Annotated in this window: 16 protein-coding genes; 8 read left to right on the top strand and 8 right to left on the bottom strand. The window is 70.4% G+C overall.

The window, feature by feature from the left end; translation table 11 throughout:
- The first annotated feature begins 110 nt into the window (after positions 1-110).
- Positions 111-1,280 (top strand): steroid 3-ketoacyl-CoA thiolase, encoded by a 1,170-nt coding sequence (locus tag OHU34_RS29540; RefSeq protein ID WP_142264009.1) that lies wholly within the window; start codon positions 111-113, stop codon positions 1,278-1,280.
- Between the two features lie 213 nt (positions 1,281-1,493).
- Positions 1,494-1,757 (top strand): hypothetical protein, encoded by a 264-nt coding sequence (locus tag OHU34_RS29535; protein ID WP_405769095.1) that lies wholly within the window; start codon positions 1,494-1,496, stop codon positions 1,755-1,757.
- Positions 1,758-1,996: 239 nt separating this feature from the next.
- Here OHU34_RS29535 and OHU34_RS29530 read toward each other — a convergent pair whose 3' ends face one another.
- Positions 1,997-2,605, bottom strand: coding sequence for a TetR/AcrR family transcriptional regulator (locus OHU34_RS29530; protein WP_230195979.1), 609 nt, complete (start codon positions 2,603-2,605; stop codon positions 1,997-1,999).
- A 57-nt stretch (positions 2,606-2,662) separates the two neighbouring features.
- On the opposite strand from OHU34_RS29530, the gene OHU34_RS29525 reads away from it, so the two are divergent.
- Complete coding sequence (locus OHU34_RS29525) at positions 2,663-3,562, top strand: alpha/beta fold hydrolase (protein WP_230195978.1); 900 nt, start codon at positions 2,663-2,665, stop codon at positions 3,560-3,562.
- Between the two features lie 270 nt (positions 3,563-3,832).
- Here OHU34_RS29525 and OHU34_RS29520 read toward each other — a convergent pair whose 3' ends face one another.
- Positions 3,833-4,609 carry a hypothetical protein gene (locus OHU34_RS29520; RefSeq protein WP_230195977.1) on the bottom strand — a complete coding sequence of 259 codons (777 nt, stop codon included), beginning with the start codon at positions 4,607-4,609 and terminating at the stop codon, positions 3,833-3,835.
- A 414-nt stretch (positions 4,610-5,023) separates the two neighbouring features.
- Between OHU34_RS29520 and OHU34_RS29515 the strand changes: the two genes are divergently transcribed.
- Positions 5,024-6,157 carry an acyltransferase family protein gene (locus OHU34_RS29515; RefSeq protein ID WP_405769091.1) on the top strand — a complete coding sequence of 378 codons (1,134 nt, stop codon included), beginning with the start codon at positions 5,024-5,026 and terminating at the stop codon, positions 6,155-6,157.
- Positions 6,158-6,184: 27 nt separating this feature from the next.
- Here the strand turns inward: OHU34_RS29515 and OHU34_RS29510 are convergent, their stop codons facing one another.
- Entirely contained in the window at positions 6,185-6,634 is a 450-nt protein-coding gene (locus OHU34_RS29510) for a hypothetical protein (protein ID WP_200839665.1), read from the bottom strand.
- A 122-nt stretch (positions 6,635-6,756) separates the two neighbouring features.
- On the opposite strand from OHU34_RS29510, the gene OHU34_RS29505 reads away from it, so the two are divergent.
- Positions 6,757-7,197, top strand: coding sequence for a hypothetical protein (locus OHU34_RS29505; RefSeq protein WP_142264014.1), 441 nt, complete (start codon positions 6,757-6,759; stop codon positions 7,195-7,197).
- Complete coding sequence (locus OHU34_RS29500; protein WP_405769088.1) at positions 7,194-9,347, top strand: hypothetical protein; 2,154 nt, start codon at positions 7,194-7,196, stop codon at positions 9,345-9,347. Before OHU34_RS29505 ends, OHU34_RS29500 begins: the two co-directional genes overlap by 4 nt.
- A gap of 5 nt (positions 9,348-9,352) precedes the next feature.
- Here OHU34_RS29500 and OHU34_RS29495 read toward each other — a convergent pair whose 3' ends face one another.
- From OHU34_RS29495 to OHU34_RS29480, 4 genes are all read right to left on the bottom strand, one after another.
- A complete protein-coding gene (locus OHU34_RS29495; protein WP_405769084.1) occupies positions 9,353-15,883 on the bottom strand; it encodes an RHS repeat-associated core domain-containing protein in 6,531 nt (2,176 codons plus the stop codon).
- Between the two features lie 157 nt (positions 15,884-16,040).
- Positions 16,041-19,796 carry a LamG domain-containing protein gene (locus tag OHU34_RS29490; protein WP_405769081.1) on the bottom strand — a complete coding sequence of 1,252 codons (3,756 nt, stop codon included), beginning with the start codon at positions 19,794-19,796 and terminating at the stop codon, positions 16,041-16,043.
- Between the two features lie 317 nt (positions 19,797-20,113).
- Entirely contained in the window at positions 20,114-20,308 is a 195-nt protein-coding gene (locus OHU34_RS29485) for a hypothetical protein (protein WP_142264017.1), read from the bottom strand.
- 65 nt (positions 20,309-20,373) lie between these two features.
- Entirely contained in the window at positions 20,374-22,437 is a 2,064-nt protein-coding gene (locus OHU34_RS29480) for a phosphatase PAP2 family protein (protein WP_142264018.1), read from the bottom strand.
- A gap of 367 nt (positions 22,438-22,804) precedes the next feature.
- Between OHU34_RS29480 and OHU34_RS29475 the strand changes: the two genes are divergently transcribed.
- The gene (locus OHU34_RS29475) at positions 22,805-24,466 is read left to right on the top strand and encodes a DUF2330 domain-containing protein (protein WP_142264019.1); all 1,662 of its coding nucleotides are present in this window, start codon (positions 22,805-22,807) and stop codon (positions 24,464-24,466) included.
- Between the two features lie 89 nt (positions 24,467-24,555).
- Complete coding sequence (locus tag OHU34_RS29470) at positions 24,556-25,227, top strand: O-methyltransferase (protein WP_142264020.1); 672 nt, start codon at positions 24,556-24,558, stop codon at positions 25,225-25,227.
- 57 nt (positions 25,228-25,284) lie between these two features.
- Here OHU34_RS29470 and OHU34_RS29465 read toward each other — a convergent pair whose 3' ends face one another.
- Positions 25,285-25,677 carry a hypothetical protein gene (locus OHU34_RS29465; RefSeq protein WP_142264021.1) on the bottom strand — a complete coding sequence of 131 codons (393 nt, stop codon included), beginning with the start codon at positions 25,675-25,677 and terminating at the stop codon, positions 25,285-25,287.
- Positions 25,678-25,767: the final 90 nt, after the last annotated feature.

Raw genomic sequence — 25,767 nt, 5'->3', positions numbered from 1 at the left:
AGTTCAGGACCCTCGAGGCTGCAAGACCCTTGCGGTGACGCACATCACGTAAGCAGACTGCACACAGCAGAGAACTAGAACACGTACTAGTTCCGAAGGGATCCGCACCCATGGCCGCCGAACCCGTGATCGTGGAAGCAGTCCGCACCCCCATCGGCAAGCGCGGCGGCGCGCTCGCCAACCTGCACCCCGCCTATCTCCTGGGCGAGACCTATCGCGAACTACTCGGCCGCACCGGCATGCCCGCCGACGCCGTGGAACAGATAGTCGGCGGCACGGTGACCCACGCCGGCGAACAGTCCATGAACCCGGCACGGACAGCATGGCTGACGATGGGCCTCCCGTACGAGACCGCCGCGACGACGGTCGACTGCCAGTGCGGCTCCTCGCAACAGGCGAGCCACATGGCGGCGAACATGATCGCGGCGGGCGTCATCGACGTGGGCATCAGCTGCGGAGTGGAAGCGATGTCCCGCGTCCCCCTCGGCTCGGGCTCGAAGCACGGCCCCGGGAAACCGTTCCCGGAGGAGTGGAACGTGGACCTCCCGAACCAGTTCGAGGCGGCTGAACGCATCGCGCGCCACCGGGGGTTGAGCCGCTCGGACGTGGACGCCCTGGGCCTCCTCTCCCAGGACCGAGCGGCGGCGGCCTGGTCGGAGGAACGCTTCAAGCGCGAGACCTTCGCCGTCCAGGTCCCGACGACGGAGGACGAACAGGCGGCCGGCCAGGGCATGTGGCGCCTGGTCGACCGCGACGAGGGCCTGCGGGACACCTCCCTCGACGCGCTGTCCCGCCTGAAGCCGGTCATGCCGACGGCGATCCACACGGCCGGCAACTCCTCGCAGATCAGCGACGGCGCGGCGGCGATCATGTGGGCGTCGAAACGCATGGCCCGCGCCCTGAAGCTGAAGCCGAGGGCGAGGATCGTCGCCCAGGCCCTGGTGGGCGCGAACCCGCACTTCCACCTGGACGGCCCGATCGACGCGACCCGCGCGGTCCTCGGCAAGGCGGGCATGACCCTGAAGGACATCGACCTCGTCGAGATCAACGAGGCTTTCGCGTCAGTGGTGTTGAGCTGGGCGAAGGTCTTCGACCAGGACCTGACCAAGGTCAACGTCAACGGCGGCGCGATCGCCCTCGGCCACCCGGTAGGAGCGACCGGCGCCCGCCTCATCACGACGGCCCTGCACGAACTGGAGCGCACGGACAAGGAGTTCGCCCTGATCACCATGTGCGCGGGCGGCGCACTGGCGACCGGCACGATCATTCAGCGCCTGTAGCTCCACCGCCGGTCCAGGCGAGGAACGTCGAGAACGCGGCGGGCTCGATCGCGAGGATCGGGCCCGCCGGGGTCTTGGAGCTGGAGCAGCAAACGGCCGTCAGGGCACAGGTGACACGATCTTGTTGAGCGGTCCTGGTCGGGCGTGACTGTCGTGACGCTCTGATCGTTCGGGTGGGTGTGACGACTCGGCCGTGGATCGTGGCCCGACGACTTGTGGGCGCTGATCGAGCCGTTGCTGCCGCCTCGGCCCGAGCGGCCTCCGGGGCAGACCTGCCGGCGGCGCCTGGACCGCTGGCAGCAGGCAGGCGCCTTCGACCGGTTCCACCGCATCCTGCTCGCGGCGCTGAACACGGCCGGCGAACTCGACTGGACCCGCGCGTGCGTGGACGGCTCCCACGTCCGCGCCAAAAAGGGGGAGACGCGACCGGTCCGTCGCCGGTCGACCGGCGGAAGACTGGCAGCAAACACCATCTGATCTGCGACGGGAAGGGCACTCCACATCTGCCGGCGACGCCTCAAGAAGGCCCACCCATGCTCCTGTTACGAGCTCCAAGAGCCCGAAGACCGAGGCGGCTCAGGTCAGCTTCTTCCCCCGGTGGGGCGATCTCGTCGGGTCGGCTCAGCCCCCGTGAGGGCTGTGCCGAGTCACTTCCTGCCGAGCCGCCGGCCGCCCCAAGGTCTCTGCAGATCCATTGGCGACGGAGCCGTTCCCGCCTATCGCGGCCCTGACGGCTCGGCCGGTCGATTCGGCAGAGCCTTGGCGTTCTTGGCGGCGGCTGCCGCGACGGTTGCCAGGTCTTCGCCCGAGAAGCCGGCGCGGCTCAGCACCGCCAGAGATTTGTTCGTCGCCAGCGTGCACAACGCCAGCTCTGACGCCTCCGGCTCACCGGCCCCCGCCGCCAGCAACGCCTGCTCCAACCTCGCCCGCAGACCGTCGATCATGGCGCGGACCATCGCCCGGCCCTCCGCGTCGAGGGCCGGGAACTGCGTTGCCGACACCGTGAGCAGGCAGCCATCCGGGACCGTCGGGTCGGCGATGCGGTTCAGGGCAACCTGCAGGAAGGAGGCCACAACGGCGCTCGGGCTCGGGTGGGGGCCGGACAGTGCCTGCTCGTACAGCGGGTGGTAGGTCTGCGCGTACCGTTGGAGGCTTTTGCGGAAGAGGGCGCTCTTGTCGCCGAAGGTGCCGTAGAGCGAGCCCCGGCCCAGGCCCGTGCCCTCGGTCAGGCGATCGATCGAGGCCTCCGAATAGCCCCAGCGCCAGAAGACGTGCATCGCACGTCGTAGCGCCTCGTCCACGTCGAATTGCTTGCGGCCTGCCATGGTCCGTCAGCCTACACATCTTGTACCGATCGTTCAAAGATGGGTATGGTCGCCAGCATGACAAGCTTGCGTTCGCTGCGACTGCCTGACGGATTCCTTGACGTCTTCACCAGCCGGCTCGTGGAGGTGAACGGGCTACGACTGCACGCGGTCACCGGCGGGGACGGCCCCGCGCTGCTGCTGATCGGCGGGTGGCCCCAGACCTGGTACGCCTGGCGGGAGGTGATGCCCGCGCTCGCCCGCCGGCACACCGTCGTCGCCGTCGACTCGCGCGGGGCCGGGCTCTCCGACAAGCCCGACGACGGATACGACGCCGGCACGCTCGCCGCAGATCTGGTCGCGTTGATGGCCGCGCTCGGGCACGACCGGTTCGACGTGGTCGGCCACGACATCGGTACGTGGACCGGATACGCCCTCGCCGCCGATCACCCCGAGCGGGTGGGCCGACTCGCCATACTCGAAGCAGTGATCCCCGGTCTCACGCCGTCCCCGCCGTTCTTCGGCCCGGCCGCGGTCAACCTGAAGCTCTGGCAGTTCGGCTTCAACCGGCTCACCGACCTCAACGAGGAACTGGTCCGGGGACGGGAGCGGCTCTTCTTCGGCTGGCAGTTCGCCACCAAGGCCGCCACGCCGACCGCGATCCCCGCGTACGCCGTCGACGTCTACGTCGACGCGATCACCACGGATCCTCGCGCGCTGCGGGCGAGCTTCGCGTACTACCGGGCGCTGGACGAGACGATCGCGCAGAACGAGCAGCGCGGCAAGACCCGGCTGACGCTGCCGGTGCTCGCCGTCGGCGGCGCGCTGTGGAGTGGCGCGAATGCCGCCCAGACGATGCGGCTGGCGGCCGACGACATCACGGAGGTCGTCCTCGACGACTGCGGCCACTACCCGGCCGAGGAGCAGCCGACGCGGTTTGTCGAGATCCTGGAGGACTTCCTCGCGGCCGACCGGTAGCAGGCACGCCACACGGCTGGACTTCGCGAACGACAGGCGGAGCGTCACACACTCCGCTACGTCGTCGAGCAGGCCTTCGCCCTCCTCCACCGGTTCCAACGCCTCGCCATCCGATGGGAACGACGCCTCGAACTCCACGACGCCTTCGTCTCCCTGGCATGCAGCCTCATCTGCCGGCGACGCCTCAAGAAGGCCCACCCATGCTCCCGTTACGAGCTCAGGGCAGCAAACCCTGTGCCCTCGATGGAACCGAGCGAGTGCCGCTGTGACTCATTCGTATGTTCGTGCCGCCATGACCATGGCGGCCAAGAGGTTCCAGTCGGGCTGATCCGGAGTCTGTTTGCCGTGGTTCTCGCACCATCCGGGCAGGGAACCCACCCAGGCCCCCCATGCCTCAAGGAAGTTCTCGAGCGTGCGGTTCTCCCACTCCTCAGGTCGATCCCGTAGGTCAGCCAGAGCGGCAGCGAGGAATGCGACGAAATCTTCACGTGTCGTCACTCGAACCGCTTGATCATCCAAATTCGTAGCCGTGACCACAAGGAATTGCCGGCGAGAACGCTTCTGCTTCAGCAAGGCGGCCGCGTGGACAAACGCCAGGAGCCCGGCCCCGAAAGCGGGAGACCACAGCCAACCCCTGGGAAGGTCCTTATGGGGAGCGATCAGCCAGAACATCCCTGATGTGACCGCCCACGCGCCGAGGATCCGTAGAATCACCGCGCGCCGCGAGAGGGGCTTTGCCCGTAGCGCCTTCTGCCGCACCTCCTCGTATCTACCCGTCCTCGTGTAATAGGCGTGCAGCCATCGCGCATTGCGGCACGCCGCCCAGCCGAGCAGCCCCAGCCCCGCACCGAGCAGGGTCGCCTGAAACAGGATCACGGGGTCGTCGAAGCCGGACAAGGCCGCAGCAAACGCCACTGCCATCACAGTTCCGCTCGTCACCCCGACGCGCACGGGATGGCGAGCCGCCGCCAGTTCCAGCCGCGTAGGCGGCTCACCCGTCCCCAAGACCCGGTCGACCGCCAGCAACGCCTTTTCCCAGCGACGCATGTCCCCCCCCCCCCATGGAATCCCGCAGCAGCAACCAGGAGGGCGGCCCTGGTTGGAGTGCGAGAACCTCAGCCTTCGTTGATAAGCAGCGACCCGCAGACCGCGAACCCGTCCCCCGCCGCATCCGTCACGAGCAGCCTGGCGTACCGGGCGCTGTGCTGTCCCGGGGGCGCCACGAACTCGTCGATCTCGAGTCAAGGAGCGAACAGGCAAGCCGGGCCGGCTCAACCTCGGCCGACCGGAAGCGAACGCTCTCCGGGAGCGAGCCCCCAAGCCCCCAAGCCCCCAAGCCCCCAAGCCCCCAAGCCCCCGGAGCGACGAGACGAGACGCACCAACGTTTCACTACCCAACCGGCCGTCCACGCCGTCGAACCAAGATGTTAGTCTCGCGCTTTTCTACGATGAAGGACCCCGTTGACCCCCACCCCGGCCCCCACCCGTGACCGTCTGCCCTCCCTCACCGGGCTGCGGTTCTGGGCCGCGTTGCTTGTCGTGCTGTATCACCTGTCGCGGCAGGTCGGGATCGTGCCGGGGGTCAGTGATGTCGTCTGGTACGGGCGTAGTGGGGTCACGTTCTTCTTCGTGTTGTCGGGGGTCGTGCTCGCCTGGACCTACGACGGGGCGGGGGTGTCCGCGCGGGTGTTTCTGTGGCGGCGGTTCGCGCGGATCTGGCCGTTGCTCGCCGTCAGTGTCGGGGCGTCCGTCGGGGTGTGGTGGGCGGTCATGGACCGGGCCGTGTCGGTCAAGGCGGTGGGCGCGACCTTGCTGCTCGTGCACGCTTGGTTCCCGCAGCCCGTCATCTTCACCGGGGGTAACCCCGCCGCCTGGTCGCTGAGTGACGAGGCCTGGTTCTATCTGATCTTCCCCGTGCTGCTGGCCGTGCTTGCCAAGCGGCGAGCCAGGGTGTGGGGGTGGACGGCGGTCGGGGTCAGCCTCGGTGCTCTGCTGTTGTGGCCCGCACTGTCCGGGGCGTCGGCCACCACGCGCACCTGGGCGCTCGACTATCTGCCGCTGACCCGTTCCCTGCAGTTCGTGCTCGGAGTGGTGACCGGGCTCGCGCTCAAACACGGGTGGCGGTCGCCCGTGTCGCTGCCGGTGGCCGTCGGGCTCGTCGTCGCCTGGCATCTGGTGCTGATTCCGTGGTCGGGCGCGGTGCCGGACGCCGTCTGGTACAGCCCCTACTCCGCCTCCCAGCTGCTCTCCGCGCCCCTCTTCGCGGCCCTGATCTGGGCAGCAGCCCGTGCCGACCTCGACGGGCGGCGGACCGGGCTGGGCGGGGCCTGGATGATCCGGCTGGGGCACTGGTCGTTCGCCTGGTATCTCCTCCACGAGATCGTGATCCGGGTGGCCGTCTTCGAGTGGGGCAAGCCCGCGCCCGGCGGCGAGACGGTCGTGTTCTGGGCGGGGGTGCTGGTCGTCAGCCTCACCCTCGCGGCGCTGGCCTATCACTGCGTCGAACACCCCGCGGAACGTCGGTTGCGAAGCCTCGTGGGTGGCCGGCGGGACTCCGCACGCCCGTCCGCCGACCTGCCCGCCGGACGAGGGTGAGCTGACGCAGTTACGGCCGTCGGCGGCTCAGAGCGCCGAGGTCGGCCGCCGCCGCTGCCAGAGCCGCCGCAGCCGGACGGCCGTCGCCCAGACCGCCGCGATCAGGCCGGCCACGGCGAGGAACGCCAGCAGGACCAGCATCGGGTTGACCCAGAACGGCACGAGGTCGTACGAGGCGTTGCACTTGTTGTGCAGCGGGAAGACCCGCGACGGCTCACGCCAGTGCTCCTTGCGGTAGGCGTCGTCGTACTTCTGGCCCTCCCGGAGCGCGCACGTCTCCGCCACGTCCAGGCCGCCGGACCACGCTCCCCAGAACCACGTGAGGAACAGGCCCACGCACGACAGCACCGAGAGCGTCAGCCAGAAGACCGGCGTCCGCCGCACGCACCACGCCCTCGCGTTCGCGAGCGCGACCGCCGCCTTGCCGGACACCGTCTTCCCCGACACCGTCTTCCCCGACACCCTCTCCCCGACCATGCCGTGATTCCCCCCTCCCGGTGATCAGAACGCTCCGTCACCCCCAACTGCCGTCTGTACCATGCGTTTTGTCCCGTGCGCGTACTCAGCGGGCCGGGGTGCCCACGGGGAGGGGACGGAACATGCTGAGCGAGGCGTTGACCGCGGCCGCGGCCGGTGGGGGGATGGCCGTCGTGCAGTCGGCGGGGGCGGACAGCTGGGCCTGGTTCCGGGTGCGGTGCGCTCGGCTCGTCGGGCGGGGGGATGCCGACGCCGAGCGTGAGGCGCTGGACCGGCTCGATCGGACCGCGGCCGTGCTCGGCGCCGTCGACGAGGGTGAGCGGGAACGGGTGCGGGCCGTGCACGCGGTGCTGTGGCAAGGGGAGTTCGCCTCGCTGCTGGAGGCGCTCGCGCAGGAGGAGCGGGATCGGCTCGTCGAGCAACTCGTCCAGCTGACCAAGGAGTTCGGCGCAGATGACCGGCCGCAGGGCGGCGCCGTCAGCGGGAACACCTTTCACGGGCCCACCGCCGTCCAGACCGGCGATCACAACCGGCAGGAGAACCACTTCGGGTCCGGCGGATGAGCGACCCCCGTCCCGAGAACGGCAGCGCCGAGTCGGACCTCGGCGACGGAGGCCCGCGCGACGCGAACTCCGTCTACGACAACGCCTTCCACGGGCCCACCACCTTCCAGGTCGGTGACCGCAACACCCAGAACATCCATCACCACATCACCCACACCGGCCCCACCACCGTGGACCCCCTCGACACCACCGCCGACGAGCTCGCGCGTGTCGTCGGCGCGCAGTGGCAGGAGGAGGCCGGGCTGCGGCGGCTGCTCGACCCCGCGCCGCTGCCCGTGCGGTGGCGGGTGAGTGAGCGCAAGGTGGCGGGCAGGGTCGTCGCAGCCACCGCGGAGGGGGCGGCTCGGGCGCGGTTCGGGCCGCTGCCGGGGATCGGACCGACCACCCGGACACAGCTCCGTGACGGCGGCGGGTTGTCCGAACTGCACGCCGTATACGGCGGGTTGGCCTCCGGACGGCTGCTGCTCGTCGGGCCGCCGGCCGCCGGGAAGACCGCGGCCGCCGTGCTGCTGCTCCTCGACGCGCTCGCCCATCGGGCCGCGCGGGCCGCACCCTCCGACCGGGCTCGCGTGCCCGTGCCCGTGCTGCTCTCCCTCGACGGGTGGAACCCCGGCGAGGAGACCGCCGTCGACTGGGCCGCCGACCGGCTGACCCGCGAGTACACCCTCTTCCACGGGAAGGGAGGGCGGGGCCGCGCGCGTCAGTTGCTCGAACAGGGGCGCATCTCCCTCTTCCTCGACGGCCTCGACGAGGTCACCGGCCGACTGCGCGGGGCCATGGTGAGCGCGCTGGAGACGGCGCCGTTCCGGCTGGTGCTGGTGTCGCGGGCCAGGGAGGCGGTGCTCACCGCGAAGAAGGCCCGGCTGGGCGGCGCCCTCGCGGTGGAGATCCAGCCGGTCCGGCCCGCCGACGCCGCCGGGTATCTGCTGAACCGGCTGCCCTCCGCGCCGTCCGCCGCCTGGCGTGAGCTCACCGGGCGGCTCCTCACGGAGACCGGTTCGCCCACCGCCGGGCCGCTGGCCGCCGCCCTCGCCGGACCGCTCGCCATCGCTCTGGTCCGTGATGTCTACGGTGACGACGATCCCGTCGACGAGCTGCTCGACACCGCCCGTTTTCCCACGCCGGCGGCCATCGAGAACCACCTCCTCGATCACGCGGTCGTCGCCGCCTACACCCGACGCCCGGGACACCCCCGTCCCTCCTACTCCCCCGAGACCGCCGAACGGACCCTCCGCTACATCGCCGGGCACCTCACCCAGGAGAACTCCCGTGACCTGCGGTGGTGGCACATACCGGGCTGGACGGACCACCGGCCCCGCATGATCGCCGTGTGGATCGTCTCCGCGGTGGTGTGCGGGCCGCCCGGAGCGATCCTGGCCTGGAGCCTGACGCCGACGCCGCCGATAGTCGTGACCGGTGTCCTCTCGGCGATCGCGGGCGGCTACGGGATCGCCCGCCGGGTCGCGGAACTCGGCGTCCCGCAACCGCTGTCGAGCGCCGGCTGGCGCGACATCTTCACCCAGGAGACGGTGCGGGCGGGCTTGTGGCAGTGGATGTTCGTGGGCACCATGCTCTGCCTGCTGGTACCCCTGCTGATGGACCACGCCCCGCCGTTCTGGCTCTGGTACCTGGTCACTCTGCCGCTCGGTTTCAGCGAGGTGATGGTCACGGGCCGGGGCTACGAGATCGTCTCCCGCGCCCCCTTCCTCTCGGTGGGCGCGGGGCGCTACGACAAGGTGCGCGAGAGCTATGCGCGGCCCCCGGTGGTGGACACCCGGTCGGTGGGACCGCGGGACGTGTGGCGGCACCACATGGGGCTGCGCCTCTTCCTGGGTCTGGTGACCGGCTTCGCCCTCGGGCTGTACATCGGACCCTTGATCGGCTGGGCACAATTCCCGCTCATGGGCGCGATGTTCGCCCTCACCGCCTTGCTGTGGACCGGCGCCACCTCGGTCCTCGCCGGCAACCTCGCCGTCGCCACCGCCCTCACCGCCGTACAGCTCCACCACGAGGAGGGCACCCCCGTACGGCTGGTGCACTTCCTGGAGGACGCCCGTCGCCGCAATCTGCTGCGGGCGACGGGCCCCGTCTACCAGTTCCGGCACGCGCGGCTCCAGGAGCGGCTGGCCGCGAGCAGCGCGCCGGAGTGATCAGCTCACCGGCCGGGCGCCGGCATCGGAACGGTCTCGGTCCATCGGAACGTCATCGACAACGGTTTCTGGCCGCCGGGGAAGACCGCGCGGGCGGTGTTGGAGATGCCCGACGCCATCGGGTCCTTCGCTCCGCTCTCGTACCCTTCCTTCGACACCCCGCGGGTCAGTGACTCGACGGTCATCTTCTGTGTGATCTCGAACTGCACCGTTCCCCGCCGGTTCAGCTTGTTGTATCCGGTCACGGTCGCCTTCATGTTGAAGGAGCCGAGCACCGCGCGGGTGGCGCCCGCCGCCGTGTCCGGGTCGTTGTCACCGGCGAGCTGCATGAGGGCGTCGGACACTTCGCCCACCATCATTCCCTTGAGGGGAAGATCGTTCATGGCCGCGCCGTACTTGGTCTTGTAGTCGAGCCCCTTGATGGTCTGCCCTATCTTCGTGTTCTTGCGGTGCGAGAGGAACGTGCGCACGACCTGCATCCAGATGTGGTCCTGGACGGCCTGGGTCATCTTGTCGTTCTTGTCGAAGTAGTAGGCGGACGGTGTGACACCCATGAACCACATGGCCGTGAGCTGGGTGGCGTTCGGGTTGAGGATGACCTCCGGGTTGAGCACCAGCTGCTCGCGGTAGGCGGCCGCGGCCCGACGGCCCAACTCGTCCTGTCGCGTCCACGTGTCGCCGCTCGCCGTGCCGCAGTTGCTGTTGCACGGGTGGGGCGACTGCGGCTTGGAGTAGTCGACGGCCTCGTTGGGGCGGCCGTTGCCGGGGGTGCCGTCCGGGCGGGTCGGGCAGGGCGTGTCGTCGCCGTTGCCGCCGCAGGCGAGGCCCAGGCCGGTGGGGTCGCTGTGGGTCAGGGGGTTCTGCACCGCGTACGTGTAGCCGTTGAGGCTCTGGAGTTCGCCGGATTCCAGGAGCGGGTCGACGCTGATGAACTGGCCGATGGACGCGTCGTATTCACGGGCGCCGATGTGGGTCAGGCCCGATGTCGTGTCCCGGGTCTTGCCGAGGAAGCCCTTGTCGTCCGGCCAGGGCCCGTTCAACGTCGTGCCGCGATCGGCGCCGAAGGGGGTGGTGTAGCGCTTGGTGAAGGTCTGGCCGGTGTCCGGGTTGAGCGCCAGCGTCGAGGTCTGGTGCTGGTCACCCGTGAGGTAGGTGAGCTTGTTGGTGCCCGACTGGTTGGAGCGGACGGCGACCGTCAGTTCCTCGGCACCGTAGTAACGCTGCGACCAGGTGGTGCCGTTGGCGCGGAGGTGGAGTTCGGTGGCGCCGGTGTACAGGACGCGCTCGCCGTTCTGCGTGCCGCGGATCAGCAGGGTGCCGTCCGTGGTGTAGAGGTAGTCGGTCGCCACGCCACCCTCGGTGAGCTTGCTCAACTTGCCGTCGGGCGACCACTCCAGGCTCTGGGTTCCGCTCGCGCCGGGGCGGTGCCAGGTGTTGCCGGACTTGTCGTAGTCGTAGGAACGCTCCGGGGCGGCGCAGTCGGTCTTGGTCGTGGTGCCGGTCAGGGTGTGCGGCTGGGCGGTGAGGGTCGTGGGGTAGCAGTACGTCGTCTTGGTGTCGCCGGTGCTCTTGTGGACCGTCTCAGCGGTCCGCTGACCCGCGGCGTTGTAGGAGTAGGTGGACCAGTAGGGGGCCGGGCCCGACAGGCTCGACGCGCTCTTGGTGTCGCTGCACTTCTGCGAGGCGGGCGTCCAGGCCTCGGTCAGGCGCTGGTGACCGTCGTAGGTGAAGCACTGGGTCTCCGCGGAGCCGGTGCCGCCCAGCAGGGTCGGGTCGCTGATCGCGGTGACGTTGCCGGTCTGGTCGTAGGTGTAGGTGAGGTCCTGGAGCATGTAGCCGTGGGTCTGGTCGGTGACATGGCTGTTGGTCAGGCGGCCGGTGCCCTCCTCATAGGTGTTCGCCACGTAGACGCTCTTGTTGCCGGTGCCGCCGGTGCCCAGGGTCAACTGCTGCGGTTGCGCCAGCGCCGAGTAGTCCACGTCCAGCAGGTATCCGGTCGCGCCGCCGACCGAGGTCACGTCGCCCACGTCGTCGTATCCGTATTCGACGATCTCGGACGACAGGCCGCCCACGGCCGGCTCACGGCTGAACTTCTTGCTGCCGTCGACGTTGTACCCGGTCTCGTACGCCAGCGTGGCGGATGCGCCCGCCTTCACGAACGGGTCGCTGTCCGGCAGTTGCAGCTCGGTACCCGTGGGTCGGTTCAGGCTGTCGTAGGCGGTGACGGCCTGTGTGTAGGCCGCGCCCGCCTTGCCGTTCACGTAGCGGGTGGAAGAGGTGAGCTGCCCCTTGACGAGGGTGTCGTAGACGAAACCGGTGAGCTGGTTGGCGTCCGTCTTGGAGTTCTTCCAGGTACCGGTGGTCCGGCCCAGCACGTCGTAGTCGGTCACGACGGCCGTGCCGCGCGCGTCCGTCGTCCTGACCGGGCGGTCGAGGGCGTCGAACTCGGTGAGCGTCACGCCCTTGTCCGGGTCGGTACTGATGCCCTCACGGCCGAACAGGTCGTAGACGTACATCCACTTGGCGCCGTCGGGGCCGGTGAGCGTCATCTTCCTGCCGTCGAGGGCGAAGTCCGTCTTCATGGACGTGTACGAGGCGCCGGCGCTGCCGCCGTAGGCGGCGTCGGCCGGGCTCGTGCTCGCGTACTCGCGGGTCTCCGTCACCTGGCCGCGGACGTCGGTGATCGTGCGCTGTGCCGAGCCGCCCTCCAGGGCCGTGGTCGCGACCGAGTCGCCCGTGTAACTGGTGCTGGTGGCCCACTTCTTGATGCCGTAGGTGTACAGGGTGCTGGTCGTCGCACGGCCCGCCCCGTCGAACACCGTCCCCGTCTGCTGGGGCGCCTCGCCGTACTCGGCCCGCGTGTACGTGCCGTTGGGCGTGCTGGTGTTGTCGAAGATGTCGGCGTACGTCTCGTAGGCCAGCCCCCGCGTGTCGTAGCGCGTGTCCGTCAGCAGCCTGCCGCCCTCAGGGGTGGGCGACTGGGTCTGCAGGGGGCGCAGGAGCGCGTCGTAGATCGTGTAGGTGGTCTTGTAGGTGTCGCCGTCCTTCCTCAGCGTCGAGGTCGACACCCAGGACGGCTTGGCGCTGTCCGTGTGGTACGCGTACTTCTGGTTGGGGGTCTGGCTGCCGCTCGTCCGGTTGGGCAGCCACACGTCGGTGAGCCGGCCGAGGGCGTCGTAGGCCATCTCGGTCTTCTTGAGACCGACGTCGTAGGTGCGCAGCGGCACCGCGCGACGCGGGTCGAGGAAGGTGACCGTGTTGTACGTCTTGGCGTCCGTGGTGATGGTCTTGGTCAGCGGACCCGCGTCGACGGGCGTGTAGGCGGTGCTGGTGGGGTTCCCCACCGCGTCGGTGACCTTGAGGGTGCGGCCCAGGGTGTCGTACGTCGTGGTGGTGGCCGTCTGCCAGCCGGACGGGAGCCGGTCGCCTGCCGTGTCGGCGGTCGCGGTGTAGCCGGTGGGACGGCCGGTCCAGGTCGCCAGGCCCTTGGTGGGCTTCTGGGCCGCCGACCAAGTGGTGGCGTTCGCGGTGTCGTACACGGTGCCGACGTCGGAGAGCACACTGCCCCGCTCGGGGGCGGCCGGGTTCATCGTCGCGGGCAGGGCGAGCGAGGCGTCCGCGGTCGCGCAGCTGCGGGCGACCGTGCGGGTGCGGGCGGTCAGGCCGGTGAGACCGACGTCGGCGTTGCGGGCGTACCAGGTGCGGGTGCAGGTCTCGTCCGAGGCTTTGCCGACCTGCCCGGAGTCGTCGACCGTGACGGGCATGCCGTAGCTGTCGTAGGTCGTGTTCGTCAGGCGCTCGCGCCACGTCTGCGAGGCCGTCAGGTAGGTGTAGCTGTGCACCTTCTGCGGGCGGACGAAGCGGGCGACGTGGTCGCCGGCGCCGGACACGCTCTGGCGGGCGGTCTCCTGCGACCAGGGGTCGTTCACGGTCGCCGAGATCGCTGTGGAGCCGTCGTACGTGACCTGCTCGCGCAACTGCCCCGAGTACGGCTCGCTGTCGGTGATGGCTGCGGCCCCGAGAGCGGGCGTCGACAAGGGGGCGACGGAGACGGACTTGGCGGTGCCGTCGCTCTTCTCGTCACCGTCCATGCCCTGGAGGTAGAGGGAGACGGTGCGGGAGCGGGTCACGCCCGCCGCGCCGGTCCACGCGGTCACCTGGGCGTAGCCGCGCCACTCCGACCAGGTCCGCTCGGCCTTCGGCGCGAACGGGTCGTCGCCGTAGTGCCAGGCGGCGCCGCTGTAGGAGTAGGCGTGCTCGACCGCCTCGTTGTTGCCGGTCGGGTCGGAGACGCCGACGGCCAGCACCCGGTACTTCTGGAACCAGTCGATCGAGGCGTCCTCGCCACCGTTGATGTGCCAGAACTGCGGATAGCAGGAACGGGTGTTGGTGTCCGGGGCCGCGCCCAGCACCTGGCTGCGCACGCACTCCGCCGCCGACAGCGTCACCGTCGTGATCGCACCGGTCTCCGAGACGACGGTGGAGATCCGCGGCCGGGTCAGCGGCAGGATGTCGTCCGTGCCGTCGACGCGGTTCGGACGCATCTGGTAGGTGAACGACACCGGGTTCAGCGCGACGCTCGTGGCATCCGCCTTCGCGGTCCGCTTGAGCGACTTCAGGGTCAGTACCTGGTCCGAGCTGTCACCGATGTCCCCGCCGTCCAGGTACTGCTCGACCAGGTCCCAGGAGTCCACCGCGTCGTACGCGGCAGCGGTGGCGTTGTAGGAGAAGGTGTCGATCCCGGTCAGCCGCTTGCGGGAGAAGAAGGCCGGGCCGACCGCCTTGCACTCGTCGTCGTCCTTGGCGCAGATCGCGTCGAACGGCACGTCCGGCCAGTTGTCGGCGGTGTCCTTGGTCAGGGAGGAGCAGTCCGAGGCGGTGCAGCGCTCGGCGTAGCCGAAGGTGACCTTCGCGTCCGCCTTGTCGGTGAACAGGGCGCCCTTGCGCAGGCCGTACTCGATCCGGTCCAGGTAACCGCCGCGAACGTAGGAGGCGTTGGCGGTTTCGGCCTTGTTCTTCTTGTAGTAGTTCGATTCCTTCGTGTACCAGTAGGTGGCCGCGTTGCCCCGCAGGTCCTCGACGTAGTCGAGACTCCACCGCCAGGCCTGCGTGAGCGAGCGGTCGCCGAAGGCGTCGCCCGCGGAGTAGCCCGGCTCACCCGAGTCGTCGCCGAACACCGGCACGGTCGCCGTGGAGTTGGTGCGCTGGGCGTCCGCGCCGTCCAGCTTGTTCTGACCGAACACGTACTTGGTGCCGTCGCCGGTGACGACGGTCCAGTACTCGCCGTTGTCGTCGCCGTTGTCCGCGCCGCTGGACCGGGTCACCTTCGAGGCGTCGTCGCCCTCGAGCCGCCACTGACCGTCATCGTCGTCCTTGACCAGCCGCGTCGACTTGCCGTTCAGCACCAGCCGCGCATTGTCGTACTTCCAGCAGAGGTCCGAGATGTCCTCGTGGCCGTCCTCGTCGCACGAGCCGTAGGTGCGCTCGATGTAGGACTCGGTCAGCGAGAAGCCCTCACCGACCGACGTGCCCTGGTTGTTGGACGTGGCCGTGCGGCCGTCGACGCTGCCCGAGTCGTACGACAGCGACAGCGGCGGCAGCGGGCCGGCCGCCGCGGGCGGCAGGGTGAAGTCGTACGACCAGGTGAACGCGCCCGAACTGCCGCCCGACTCCCAGGACGAGGAGTCCGACAGCGGGGTGGCCGAGTAGTTTCCGGTGCCCTTGGGCGACTCCCCGGACCCGGCCGCGGTGGCGGTGACGGCCAGCACGGTGGCGGTCGGGGCCGCGCTGCCCGCGGCCTTCATGAGCTGGGTCGACGCACCGTCCGTGGACTCGGCGATGCTCACCTCCGCCGAAACCGACCGGTGAGCCGGGTCGTTGTCCGACGCGAGCGGACGCTGGGCGCGGCACTCGCTCTTCTCCGGGGTCGTCAGGGCGCACGCGGGAAGCTGCACCAGCCGCAGCCGCTGCGACCAGCCGCCTCCCAGGGCCGAGGAGAAACCGCTGTAGTCCACGCTCACTTCGGCCTTGCCCGCGGTGTCCGCCTCGGCGGTCAGCAGCACACCCGTGACGCCTGCCGCACGAGCGGCCTTCTGATCCAGCACGGTGACACGAGCCGTACCCGCCGCCGCGGACTTGTCCCCGGAGGACGGCGCCAACGTGACCGGGACTCCGGCCGGTTCGGCCTTCCCCGCCTTGCCGACCGCGAGGGCGAGACTGGCCTCGCCCTCCCCGGGCCAGACCGCCTTCTGCTCCGTACGGGCCCGATCGGCCTGCGCCTTGTTGGCCTTGTTGTCCTGGGTGACCCGTTGCCGGGCTTCCTTCGCGCCGAGGCCGTCGACCGTCTCGACCTTGCTCACCCGGGACTTGGGCACGTCGGGCCGCCCCAGGCCGGAGGTCTCCGCGGCCTGGGCCAGCTGCGCCGCGCCCAGAGGTGCGACGAGCGCGAGGGCCAGCGACTGCACCAGCAGCCGGCCGAAGCGGTGCCGGCCGGCACCACCCCCTCGCCAATGTGATGTGCCCCTGCCAAAGATCATGGTCATTTTCCCCCGGTCCTGTCGAAAGAGTTCAGAGAAGGTTCAGAGAGGGTTCAGAGAGGTCGGAGAGGTCGGAGAGGTGCGGAGAGGTGCGGAGAGGCACCGAAAAGTCGGGGCAGGGGCAGCCCGCCGAGCGAGCCGCCCCTGCCCCTCCTCGTCAGTCGCCTACGGTCTCTTCGATCTGCTCGGATCCGGCCATCGCGCCCGCCCACAGGCGAACGTCCGCGACGCGTCCGGGCAGGTAGTGCCCCCAGGCGTTGCCGGCGAAGTCCTTGCCTACCGCGAAGTCGCCGGAACCGGTCTTGGCCGTGAACGCCTCGTCGTCGCCGTTCTGGACGGCTCCCAGGTAGAGGCCGATCGTGCCGTCCTGGGCGTTGAAGACACCGGTCATCCTGACCGTGCCGTCCACCATCGCGGCCTCGTCGGACGCCACCGCGCTGAACGTGCCGTTGGCGTTGAGCCGGCCGAAGCGCCAGAAGCCCACCGGGACGGTCTTCTCCTCCAGGGTCTCCTCGTCCAGCACGGTCTGCTTGTCCGTCAGCTCGTACCAGAAACCCCAGGCCGAACCGTCGGCCGTCCGCTGTCCCACCACCTGGCCGGTGTAGCCGACGCTCTTGGCGGCGAGCGCGGTGGCATCCAGGGACGCCAGGGTCGTGACCGTGAACGACCCTGTGTCGTCCACCACCGGACCCGCCGTCGTGGCCGCGTCGTCCACTCCGTCCAGCACGATCGACTCGCCGTTCAGCGAGGCACCGCCACCGAGGGTCAACGACCGGCCGTAGCCCGAGGTGGTGTCGGCGACGGTGCTGTCGGCGCCCCGGTCGGCGGACCAGTCGGCGACCAGTTCCACACCGGCGTACGCCTGCGACGTCAGCGTCCGCGCGTCGTCCGCGATCTCCTCCGCGGACAGGGCCCGCTGCCACGCCGTGGGTTCGTCGATGCTGCCCTTGAAGTAGTCCACGTAGGTGTCCGCGTACAGCAGGCGGCCGATCTGGAACGCGCCGTCCGCGTGCCAGGCGGTCCCCGCGTCGACCGAGGCCTGAAGCCTGCCGTTCACATAGAGGTGGACCTTCTTGGCAACGGCGTCATGAACACCGGCCACATACGTCCACACCCCCTTGGGCGACGCGTTCGGTGCCGCCGCCTCGTGGAAGGCACCGTCCGTGCCCAGCACGCGCATGCTCCACTTGCCGCCGTAGGAGATGATGAACGGGCTGTACTTCTTGGTGAACGGGCTCGTCGTCGCCGCGGACTGGCTGAGGACCGTGACGGTCTTCGTGGAGGCGGGGTCGACCCGTACCCAGGCGGCGACCGTGTACGACCCCGTCGTGTCCAGCACCGTGCCGGCCGTGGCCGCGTAGCCGGTGCTGCCGTCGAGGGCCAGCCCCTTGTCCGTCACCGGCGTGGCCAGCGGAACACCGGCTGCGTCACGCGTGATCAGACCGCGCCTACCGCGGTCGTCGCGGACCGCGCCACCGCTCGGGGTCGCGTTGTCCGCGCCGTCCCACGTCGCGGAGTCCACGGCCGTTCCGTCGGCCTCGCCGAACTGCCACTGGCCGACCGGCTTCTCACCGTCGGCGACCACGAAGTCGACGACGGACTGCGCACCGTAGCGGGCCACGTTGTCCTTGGCCCGCACGTACAAGCGGTACGTGCCGGCCTTCGTGGGCGTGATGCCGACCGACACCGAAGCTCCGGTCTGGTCCGGCGACCACGCGGCCGTCGAGGAGAGCTTGTACTGGTAGGCGACGTTGGTGTCGCCGGTCGCGGGCCCGAACTTGAAGGTGCCCTTCACCGCGGGCCCGCCGTGAGCGGTGCAGTCGTTGGTCGTGCACGCCGTGTAGGGGCTGCCGACGGTGATGCCGGGGGCCTTGGGCGCGCTGGAGTCCACCTTGAAGTAGCACCAGCCGGTGGTGGTGGCGTTCGACGGGCCGGGCAGATTGCTGGCGCCGCCGTTGTAGTACGACCGTACCCAGCTCCGGTACCGGTAGAGCGTGCCGTCCGTGAGGGTGGACCAGGTCAGCGTCACCTTCGTGTTGTCCCCGACGTAGCCGGTCGAGGGGCGTGCGTCGCCGTTGCCCGGCGTGGTGTCCAGCCAGGTGCTGCCGCTCTTGCTGTCGAGGTCGTAGGCGATCCGCAGCTGGGCGTCCTTCTCACCGCCGGACTTGGTCTGCGCGGTCGCGGCCAGCGTCGGGGTGGGGTCGGAGACGATCGCCGGGTCGTTCTCGGCGGTCTCGCAGACCGTGCCGGAGCCGGTGACGATGCCGACCGCGCTCGGCTTGTCGGGCAGGCCGACGAAGTTCACGGCGAGCACCGCGTCGTTCTTGAACCGCTTCCACGCGGCGGTGTCCGACTCGTCGTGCGCCTTGATCTCCAGCGTCAGCCGGGAGAACTTGCCCGCCGCGAAGTTCGACACCGTCGAGGTGAGGTTCTCGTTCGTCTCGTCCGGGTTGTCGTTGAACTCGATCGGCGCGTCCGGCGCGTCCGGGTCGCACAACGAGCCACGCCCGGCCGAGACGTTCCGGTCCACCATCAGGTCCAGCTCCGCCGGCCGAGAGGACCACGTCGTCGCGGAGGAGATGTTGTTCGTACGGACCAGGTCCACCCAGCGCGGATCACACTGGAACGCCCACGGCTCCGTCACCCGGAACGTCGCGTCCAGGACCTTCTTGCCCTTCAGACTCGCCGGGGAGAACTCGAAGTACAGCTTCTGCACATACCCCGGACCGCAGTAATAGCCGTTCCAGGTACCGCACTTGCCGGCACCCTTGCCCTGGTCGTCGTCGCCGTTGCTCCAGCCGTACGACTCGTAGCCGTCACTGCGCAGCAAGGTGCGCTCCGACTCACCCCAGGTCACCGTCGGGTCGATGAAGAGCGGAAAGGCCGAGGCGTCGGACGTGGTGAGCATCTCCGTGTCCGGGACGACGGACAGCGAGTCCTTGGTGACCGCGACGTCCATCCTCGCGACCTTGTCACCCTGACCGGGCTCCAGACCCGAACCCGACGGCGCCACCTCGGCAGGGTCGGACGACTCCACCGGCTCCTCGCCGAGCACCTGCGCCCGCAGCAACTGCGGCTGAGCCCCGGCGGTCTCTGACGTCTCCGGCGTCTCCGGCGTCTCCGGCGTCTCCGGGACCTTCGGGGCCTCCGGCGTCACAGCGGTCTCTGGCGTCCCGTCAGCCTTCGGCGTCTCCCGTGCCTTCGGCGTCTCGGCCGCTGATGGCGTCTGTGACGTCAGGGCGGTCTCGCCGGCCGAGTCCCACATCCGCGCCGGCGGTGCCTTGAACACCGTGCGACCACTGCCGTCGACGGCCGCGAGATTACCCGCCGCACCCTCGCGAACGTCCAGCCCCTGAGCCTTCAGTCCGAAGGTGAGCTTCTTCAACTCCTCGTTCGCCGCCGCCTCGGGCGTCTTCACCACGAACACCGGCTGGAAACTCTCCGGCGTCGCCGTCACTTGCAGGTCGACACCCGGCAGTACCTCCGCGTATACGGCGCTCGGGCCGTCCAACCGCGGGGCCGGAAGCTTGCCCGGCCACTCCAGTTCCAGCGAATTGCCCTGATCCTCGATCCGCGCCAGCGGCGCTTTGTCACCCCCCGCCGAGAACGCGATCGACACGGCAGCGGCTTTCGGCCCCACCGAACCATCGGAGCGTTTTTCCAGCGTCGCGTCCGGTGCCTGCCAGCCACCGCCCGCCTTGGCCACGCGTATCGGAACCGCCGACTGCTCCAGCGTGAAGGTGAACCCGTCGGGATTGGCGTAGACCGTGGTCCGGTCCGTCCGCTCCCCCGCCACCTCCACCCGCTGACCGGACTCCTCCGCCTCGGCCAGCGCCTGCTGGCCCTCGGTCGAAGGCGCGGAGTCCGCCTCCGGGGAAGCCGCCACAGCCTCCTGCGCGGGTAACGCCAGCATCCCCAGCAACACGGCCAACGCGGCCGTCGTCGCTCCCGTCCCCCTGCGTCTGCCGTGTCTACGACGTCCGAACGCGCCTGAACCGCCCCGTGCCGAAAGCACTGAACTCCGCCCCCCAGAGTCAGAAGATCTCGAAAAAGTAAGCGAATTCAAACCCCTCTCTCACCCAGGGTCAAGGAACTATCGCTGTGCGCAATGACCACTTCACGCACCAAAGCCGGTCAACTGCCTCTTGAGAAACGCGCTGTCGACGGATCAATGTCCGCGCAGGGCGCGAGAAGAAGGAAGGATGAAAGAAAGAGGAAAGGGAATGGCCTTCAGCGGTTGACGGCCATCACGACGTAGAGGCCCGCGATGACCGCGAGCACGCAGACGACGGCCAGGACGATCAGCACGAGGCCGATCACGCCTGTCGCGCCGGCGATCGCCGTCCACCCGGCCCGTTCCGCGCGTTCGGCCTTCCGGACCGCGTCGCGGTAATCGCTGTCGTCGTTCCAGTCGCGATCCGTCATGATCCCCCCCGTGTCCACCCGCTGATTGTCCCACCGCTCCGGTCGGGCCCGGGCCCGAAGCGGGATCATCTCCGTGCCGGGTCCCTCTCGGACACCTCGGGCACCGCGGGCTCGACGGCCCTCGCCGCCGCCGTCGCCGTGGCGAGCCGCGCCCGCGGCCCCATGAACAGGTACGACAGGCCGAAGCCGCCGCCCACCACCAGCGCGCCGCCGACCGCGTCCAGCACCCAGTGGTTGCCGGTCGCGACGATCGCCGACACCGTGAAGAAGGGATGCAGCAGGCCCAGCGCCTTCATCCACCACTTCGGGGCGACGATCGCGATGACCAGCCCGCACCACAGGGACCAGCCGAAGTGCAGGGACGGCATCGCCGCGTACTGGTTCGTCAGCGCCGTCAGCGTCCCGTAGTCCGGCTTGGAGAAGTCCTGGACGCCGTGGACCGTGTCGATGACGCCCAGGTTCGGCATCAGGCGGGGCGGGGCCAGCGGGTAGAGCCAGAAGCCGACCAGGGCCAGCAGGGTCGCGAAGCCCAGGGAGGCGCGGGCCCAGCGGTAGTCGACCGGGCGGCGCCAGTACAGGAGCGCGAGGACCGACAGGGGCACCACGAAGTGGAAGGACTCGTAATAGAAGTCGAAGAAGTCCCGCAGCCACCCGACCTTCACCACCGCGTGGTTGGCCCAGTGCTCGATGTCGATGTGCAGGAACCGCTCGATGTCGAGGATCTGGCGGCCGTGGGCCTCCGCACGGGCCCGTCCGCCGGTGTTGGTGCCGCCGGTCGCACCCAGCCGGACCTGCTGGTACGCCGCGTACGTCACGCGGATCAGCAGCAGCTCCAGGAGGAGGTTCGGGCGGGTCAGCACCCGCTTCAGGAAGGGCAGCAGCGGTACGCGCTTCCAGCGCGTGGGGACCGGCTGCGCGTACTGCGTGGGGACCGGCGCGCGGTAGTACGGGGACGTACGCGGCAGGAACGGGACGACCGTGGCCGCCGCGACGGCCGCCAGCAGCACCGCGTTGTCGCGCAGGGGGTACAGGGCCGCCATGTTCGGCAGCATCATCTTCGCCGGGAGGGTCATCACCAGGATCACCGCCACCGGCCACACATAGCGGTCGGAGGCGCGCTTGCCGACCCGGCCGACCGCCGCCGGCAGCACCCACAGCAGCTGGTGCTGCCAGGTCGTGGGTGAGACGACGATCGCCGCGCAGCCCGTGAGGGCCACCGCCAGCAGCAGCTGGCCGTCACCGGCGTAGCGGACAGCCCGGCGGACGCCCAGCGCGGCGACGGCCGCGCCGAGCGACAGGAACAAGCCGATCTCCAGCGGGCCGGAGAGGCCGAGGCGGAGCAGGGCGCCGTGCAGCGACTGGTTGGCGAGCGCGTCGGCCTCGCCGCCGAGTCCGACGCCCGCCATGTGGTGCACCCAGTAGGTGTACGAGTCGTGCGGCATCGCCGCCCAGGCGAGCGCGGTGACCGCGGCGAACGAGGCGCCGGTGGCGGCCGCGGCGCGGCGGCGGCCGGTGAACCACAGCAGTGCGGCGAAGAGCAGGACCGTGGGCTGCAGGGCCGCCGCCAGACCGATCAGGACGCCGGCCGCCCGCCAGTCCCGTACGACGAAGCAGCCGAGCAGGACCAGCAGCACCGGGATGATGCTGGTCTGGCCGAGCCAGAGGGTGTTGCGCACCGGCAGCGACAGCATCAGCAGGCTGATCGTGACGGGCGCGGCCAGCAGGGCCGTCCGTCTGGTGACCGGCTGGGGCAGCGCACGGGCCACGACCAGGCCGAGGGCGGCGACCAGCAGCAGGGTGCCGAAGGTCCAGCCCCAGCCCAGGGCCTGTTCGGCCGCCCGGGTGAGGGGCTTGAGGACGAGCCCGCCGAACGGGGTTCCCGTGAAGCGTGTGGAGTCGTAGAGCGAGCCGTTGACGTGCAGCACGCCGTCGGGTCCGACCCAGGTCTCCAGGTCCGTCAGCCGTTCTCCGCGCGGGGTGCCGAGGACGACGGCCACCTGGCGTACGGCGAGGACCGCCGCGAGCAGCCAGAGGCCGAGGCGGGCCGCGCGCAGACGTGCCCTCGCCGTGTCGGCTGCCGTCGACCCTAAGGCCTCCGCCGGCCGCCCGCTGTGCTCCGCATTCGCCACGCCTCGTCGGCCTCCCGCCCCGTCCGTCCCACGCGTCCCGTGCACGAAGTGTCCTATCGCACCCTATGAGGCTCGCATCGCCCCTGACAGGGACGCAGGCCATCCCCACTTCACCTGACGTCCGCTCTCCTTTTGTCCGGAAGACGATAGTGGTCCCGGGGCCCCGCGGTTTCCACGGGCCGGGATGCGAGACGCGATACGGCAGGGGACGCGGGTCCGGACACGGGTCGGGTACGGGACCGTCAGCGGGCCGTCAGGGGGCGGGAATTGGCTGGGGCCGCGAACGGAACAGGGGCTTCAGCCGTACCGTCGTTGCCACCGCATTGCGCGCTGGCGGGTACGGAGAGTGCTGGAGGGGATACGAGGCATGGGCGGTTTCCCGCGGGGACGGCTGGCGTGGCGGAAACGGTTACGCGGGCGGATCACGACCGTGCTGCTGGCTCTGCTGGCGATCCAGCTCGGTTCGCTCGTCGCGCCGGCCTACGCCTGCGGCTGCGGTGCGCTGCTCCCGGGCGACCAGCGGCAGGTCGTGGTCGGCCGGGAGGTCTCCGTCGTGCGCTGGGACGGCGCGCAGGAACAGATCGTGATGCGCTTGACGGTCGACGGGGACGCCGAGCGGGCCGCCTGGATCATGCCCGTGCCGCACCGGGCGACGGTCGAGCTCGGCGCACCGGAGCTGTTCGACCAGCTGGCCGCGGCCACCGCCCCCGTGCACCGCACCCGTCATCACTTCTGGCCGCAGGACGGCGACTGGCCGCTGACCACGGGCGGTGACGCGGCGGGCCCGCCGCCGCCCAGGGCGGGGCCAGGCGTCGGCGTGATCGGACGCGAGCGGCTCGGCCCGTTCGACGTGGCCCGGCTGACCGCCACCGATCCGGGGGACCTCGACGAGTGGCTGCGCGCCAACGACTTCACCCTCCCGGGCCGCCTCGAGACCGCGCTCCAGCCGTACGTCGACCGGCGCTGGGAGTACGTGGCCGTCCGGCTGACCCCCGAGAGCAGCGGGACCGCGCTGCGCGGCGAGCTCGAGCCACTGCACCTCACCTTCGCCGCCGACACCCTCGTCTACCCGATGCGGCTGTCCCGGCTGGCGGCCACCCCGCAGTCGCTCGGCCTGTACGTCCTCGCCGCGCACCGCATGGAACCGGCCTCGCGGATCGGCGGCGAACGGCCCCGGGTGACGTTCGCCGGGCCGCTCGACAAGGCGACGGGGCCGCTGGCCGCGCTGGCGAAGGGCACACCGTTCCTGACGGCCGTCGCCCAGGAGTTCCCGCGGCCCTCGGAGATCTCCGGGGACCACGAGCTGCGCCGGGCGGCGACGGACGCCGCGTACCGGCAGGTGATCTACGAGGACCGGCTGCTCGCGCTGGCCGGGATCCCGGTGTGGCTGCTGACGGTCGTCGGCGGACTTGCCGTCCTGAACACCGTCGCGGTCGTGCTGGGGGTCCGCTGGGGCCGGGCCCGCCGGGCGACCCTGCCCCGCCCCCGCCACGCCTCGGGCCTCCACCCGACACCCACCACCGAACCCGGGACGACGCCGGTGCCGGGCCCGGCGGCACGGAGGCCTGGGCCGGTGCCGGGGCCTGCGTACCGGCCCGGGCCGGGGCCGGCGGCCGTGCCGGGCTCGACAGCGGTACCGGGGGCGGCTGCCGCCGGGCCCACGGCGTCGTCCGCACCTCCTGGTGCGTCCTCGGCGCCCGCCCCGCCCACCGGGCCCCCGGTGCCCCCGGGACCGCCGTCCCTGCGCCGCACTCCCCCTCGGCCCCCTCGACCCGCGCGGCCGCCCGTCCCCGCTGCTCCTCCCGTCCCGGCTGCCCCTCCCGCCCCTGTCGCCCCTCCCGTCCGTCCCCCCGCTCCCGCTGCCGTTCCGCCGGAGCCGCCCGCGCCACCCCAGGCACCCCGGACGCCCCCCGTGCCTTCCGCACGCCCCACTCCGCCCCCACCCACACCCAGCACGCCCCCCGCGCCACGTGCGGCGCCCTCCGCATCTTTCGCGCCTCCCGCCGCACCCCCTGCGCCGAACGGCTGAAAGCCCCGGCCGGGGATCCGTGGGGCTCGACTTAGCATTCCTGACGAGACATACCGCCGGATATGTCAGGTACACGAGAGGCAGAGCGCATGAGCGAGTCGCAGGCCTGGGACGCCGTCGACGCCTACTTCACCGACCATCTCGCCCCGGACGACGAGGTGACGGCGGCCGCGCTGCGCGACAGCGAGGCCGCCGAGCTGCCGCCCGTCAACGTCACGGCCAACCAGGGCAAGCTGCTCCAGCTGCTCGCCGAGATCCAGGGGGCCCGGACCGTCCTGGAGATCGGCACGCTCGGCGGCTACAGCACGATCTGGCTCGCCCGCGCCCTCCCCGCCGACGGCCGGCTGATCTCGCTGGAGTACAGCCCCCGGCACGCGGAGGTCGCCACCCGCAACATCGCCCGCGCGGGCCTGGACAAACTGGTCGAGGTGCGGGTCGGGCCGGCCCTGGAGTCGCTGCCGCTGCTGGCCGACGAGAACCCGCCGCCGTTCGACCTCGTCTTCATCGACGCCGACAAGGTCAACAACGCCCACTACCTGGAGTGGGCGCTGAAGCTCACGAGCGTGGGCAGCCTGATCGTCGTCGACAACGTCGTACGGGGCGGGCGGGTCGTGGACGCGGGCAGCGACGCGGGAGACGTGATCGGCACCCGCGCCGCGATCGAGCTGATCGGCTCGCACCCGAGGCTGAGCGGCACGGCCGTCCAGACCGTGGGGGCGAAGGGCTACGACGGCTTCGCGCTGGCGCGCGTGCTGGCCTAGCTCCTACCGGGGCGGACGGGCCCCGGCGGCACCGCCCCTCCCCTCCCCTCGAAATTGTCACGCCTCGTGATAGAAGCCCACGTTGACGCTGCGCGGCCCGGTGCGGTCGAGGACGATGATCTCGCCGGAGCCGCCGCGCGTCAGCGGCATGGTCCCGCCGTAGGCGAGCGGCTGGGCGTACTGGCCGCTCACCAGCCGCACCTCGGAGGACGGCTCGTCCTGCGACCCGCGCAGCCACGAGACCTGCCAGGTGCCCTCGGGACCGCACAGGAACTCCAGGTGCACCCGGGAGACGAACAGCCAGTCGTCGGGGGTCGCGAGGCGGCACACGGACTTGTCCCGGCCCACCCGGAGCACGGCACCCGGGTCGCTGGGCGAATCGGCCATCAGCATGCCGGCCGTGGCGCCCTCTTCCGTCCCGGAGACGGTGGCCATGGTGAGTTCGAGCACGTGCGCTCCCCTTGAAATGTCTTTGACATGCCTGTCGGCGTGCTGGGTCCTAAGTGTGCTTGTACAGCGGCCGCATGATAAATCGCCCGG

Source organism: Streptomyces sp. NBC_00080, assembly GCF_045041255.1.
GTDB classification, from domain to species: Bacteria; Actinomycetota; Actinomycetes; order Streptomycetales; family Streptomycetaceae; genus Streptomyces; species Streptomyces coriariae.
Note: the sequence above shows the minus strand (reverse complement) of the source record. Positions and strands in the feature narration are given on the sequence as shown.

What these genes read in the sequence shown, in the direction of transcription:
- OHU34_RS29540 (WP_142264009.1), top strand. Translation starts at nt 111, where the DNA reads ATGGCCGCCGAACCCGTGATCGTGGAAGCAGTCCGCACCCCCATCGGC.
- OHU34_RS29530 (WP_230195979.1), bottom strand. Translation starts at nt 2,605, where the DNA reads ATGGCAGGCCGCAAGCAATTCGACGTGGACGAGGCGCTACGACGTGCG.
- OHU34_RS29525 (WP_230195978.1), top strand. Translation starts at nt 2,663, where the DNA reads ATGACAAGCTTGCGTTCGCTGCGACTGCCTGACGGATTCCTTGACGTC.
- OHU34_RS29520 (WP_230195977.1), bottom strand. Translation starts at nt 4,609, where the DNA reads ATGCGTCGCTGGGAAAAGGCGTTGCTGGCGGTCGACCGGGTCTTGGGG.
- OHU34_RS29510 (WP_200839665.1), bottom strand. Translation starts at nt 6,634, where the DNA reads ATGGTCGGGGAGAGGGTGTCGGGGAAGACGGTGTCGGGGAAGACGGTG.
- OHU34_RS29505 (WP_142264014.1), top strand. Translation starts at nt 6,757, where the DNA reads ATGCTGAGCGAGGCGTTGACCGCGGCCGCGGCCGGTGGGGGGATGGCC.
- OHU34_RS29500 (WP_405769088.1), top strand. Translation starts at nt 7,194, where the DNA reads ATGAGCGACCCCCGTCCCGAGAACGGCAGCGCCGAGTCGGACCTCGGC.
- OHU34_RS29495 (WP_405769084.1), bottom strand. Translation starts at nt 15,883, where the DNA reads ATGATCTTTGGCAGGGGCACATCACATTGGCGAGGGGGTGGTGCCGGC.
- OHU34_RS29490 (WP_405769081.1), bottom strand. Translation starts at nt 19,796, where the DNA reads ATGCTGGCGTTACCCGCGCAGGAGGCTGTGGCGGCTTCCCCGGAGGCG.
- OHU34_RS29485 (WP_142264017.1), bottom strand. Translation starts at nt 20,308, where the DNA reads ATGACGGATCGCGACTGGAACGACGACAGCGATTACCGCGACGCGGTC.
- OHU34_RS29475 (WP_142264019.1), top strand. Translation starts at nt 22,805, where the DNA reads ATGGGCGGTTTCCCGCGGGGACGGCTGGCGTGGCGGAAACGGTTACGC.
- OHU34_RS29470 (WP_142264020.1), top strand. Translation starts at nt 24,556, where the DNA reads ATGAGCGAGTCGCAGGCCTGGGACGCCGTCGACGCCTACTTCACCGAC.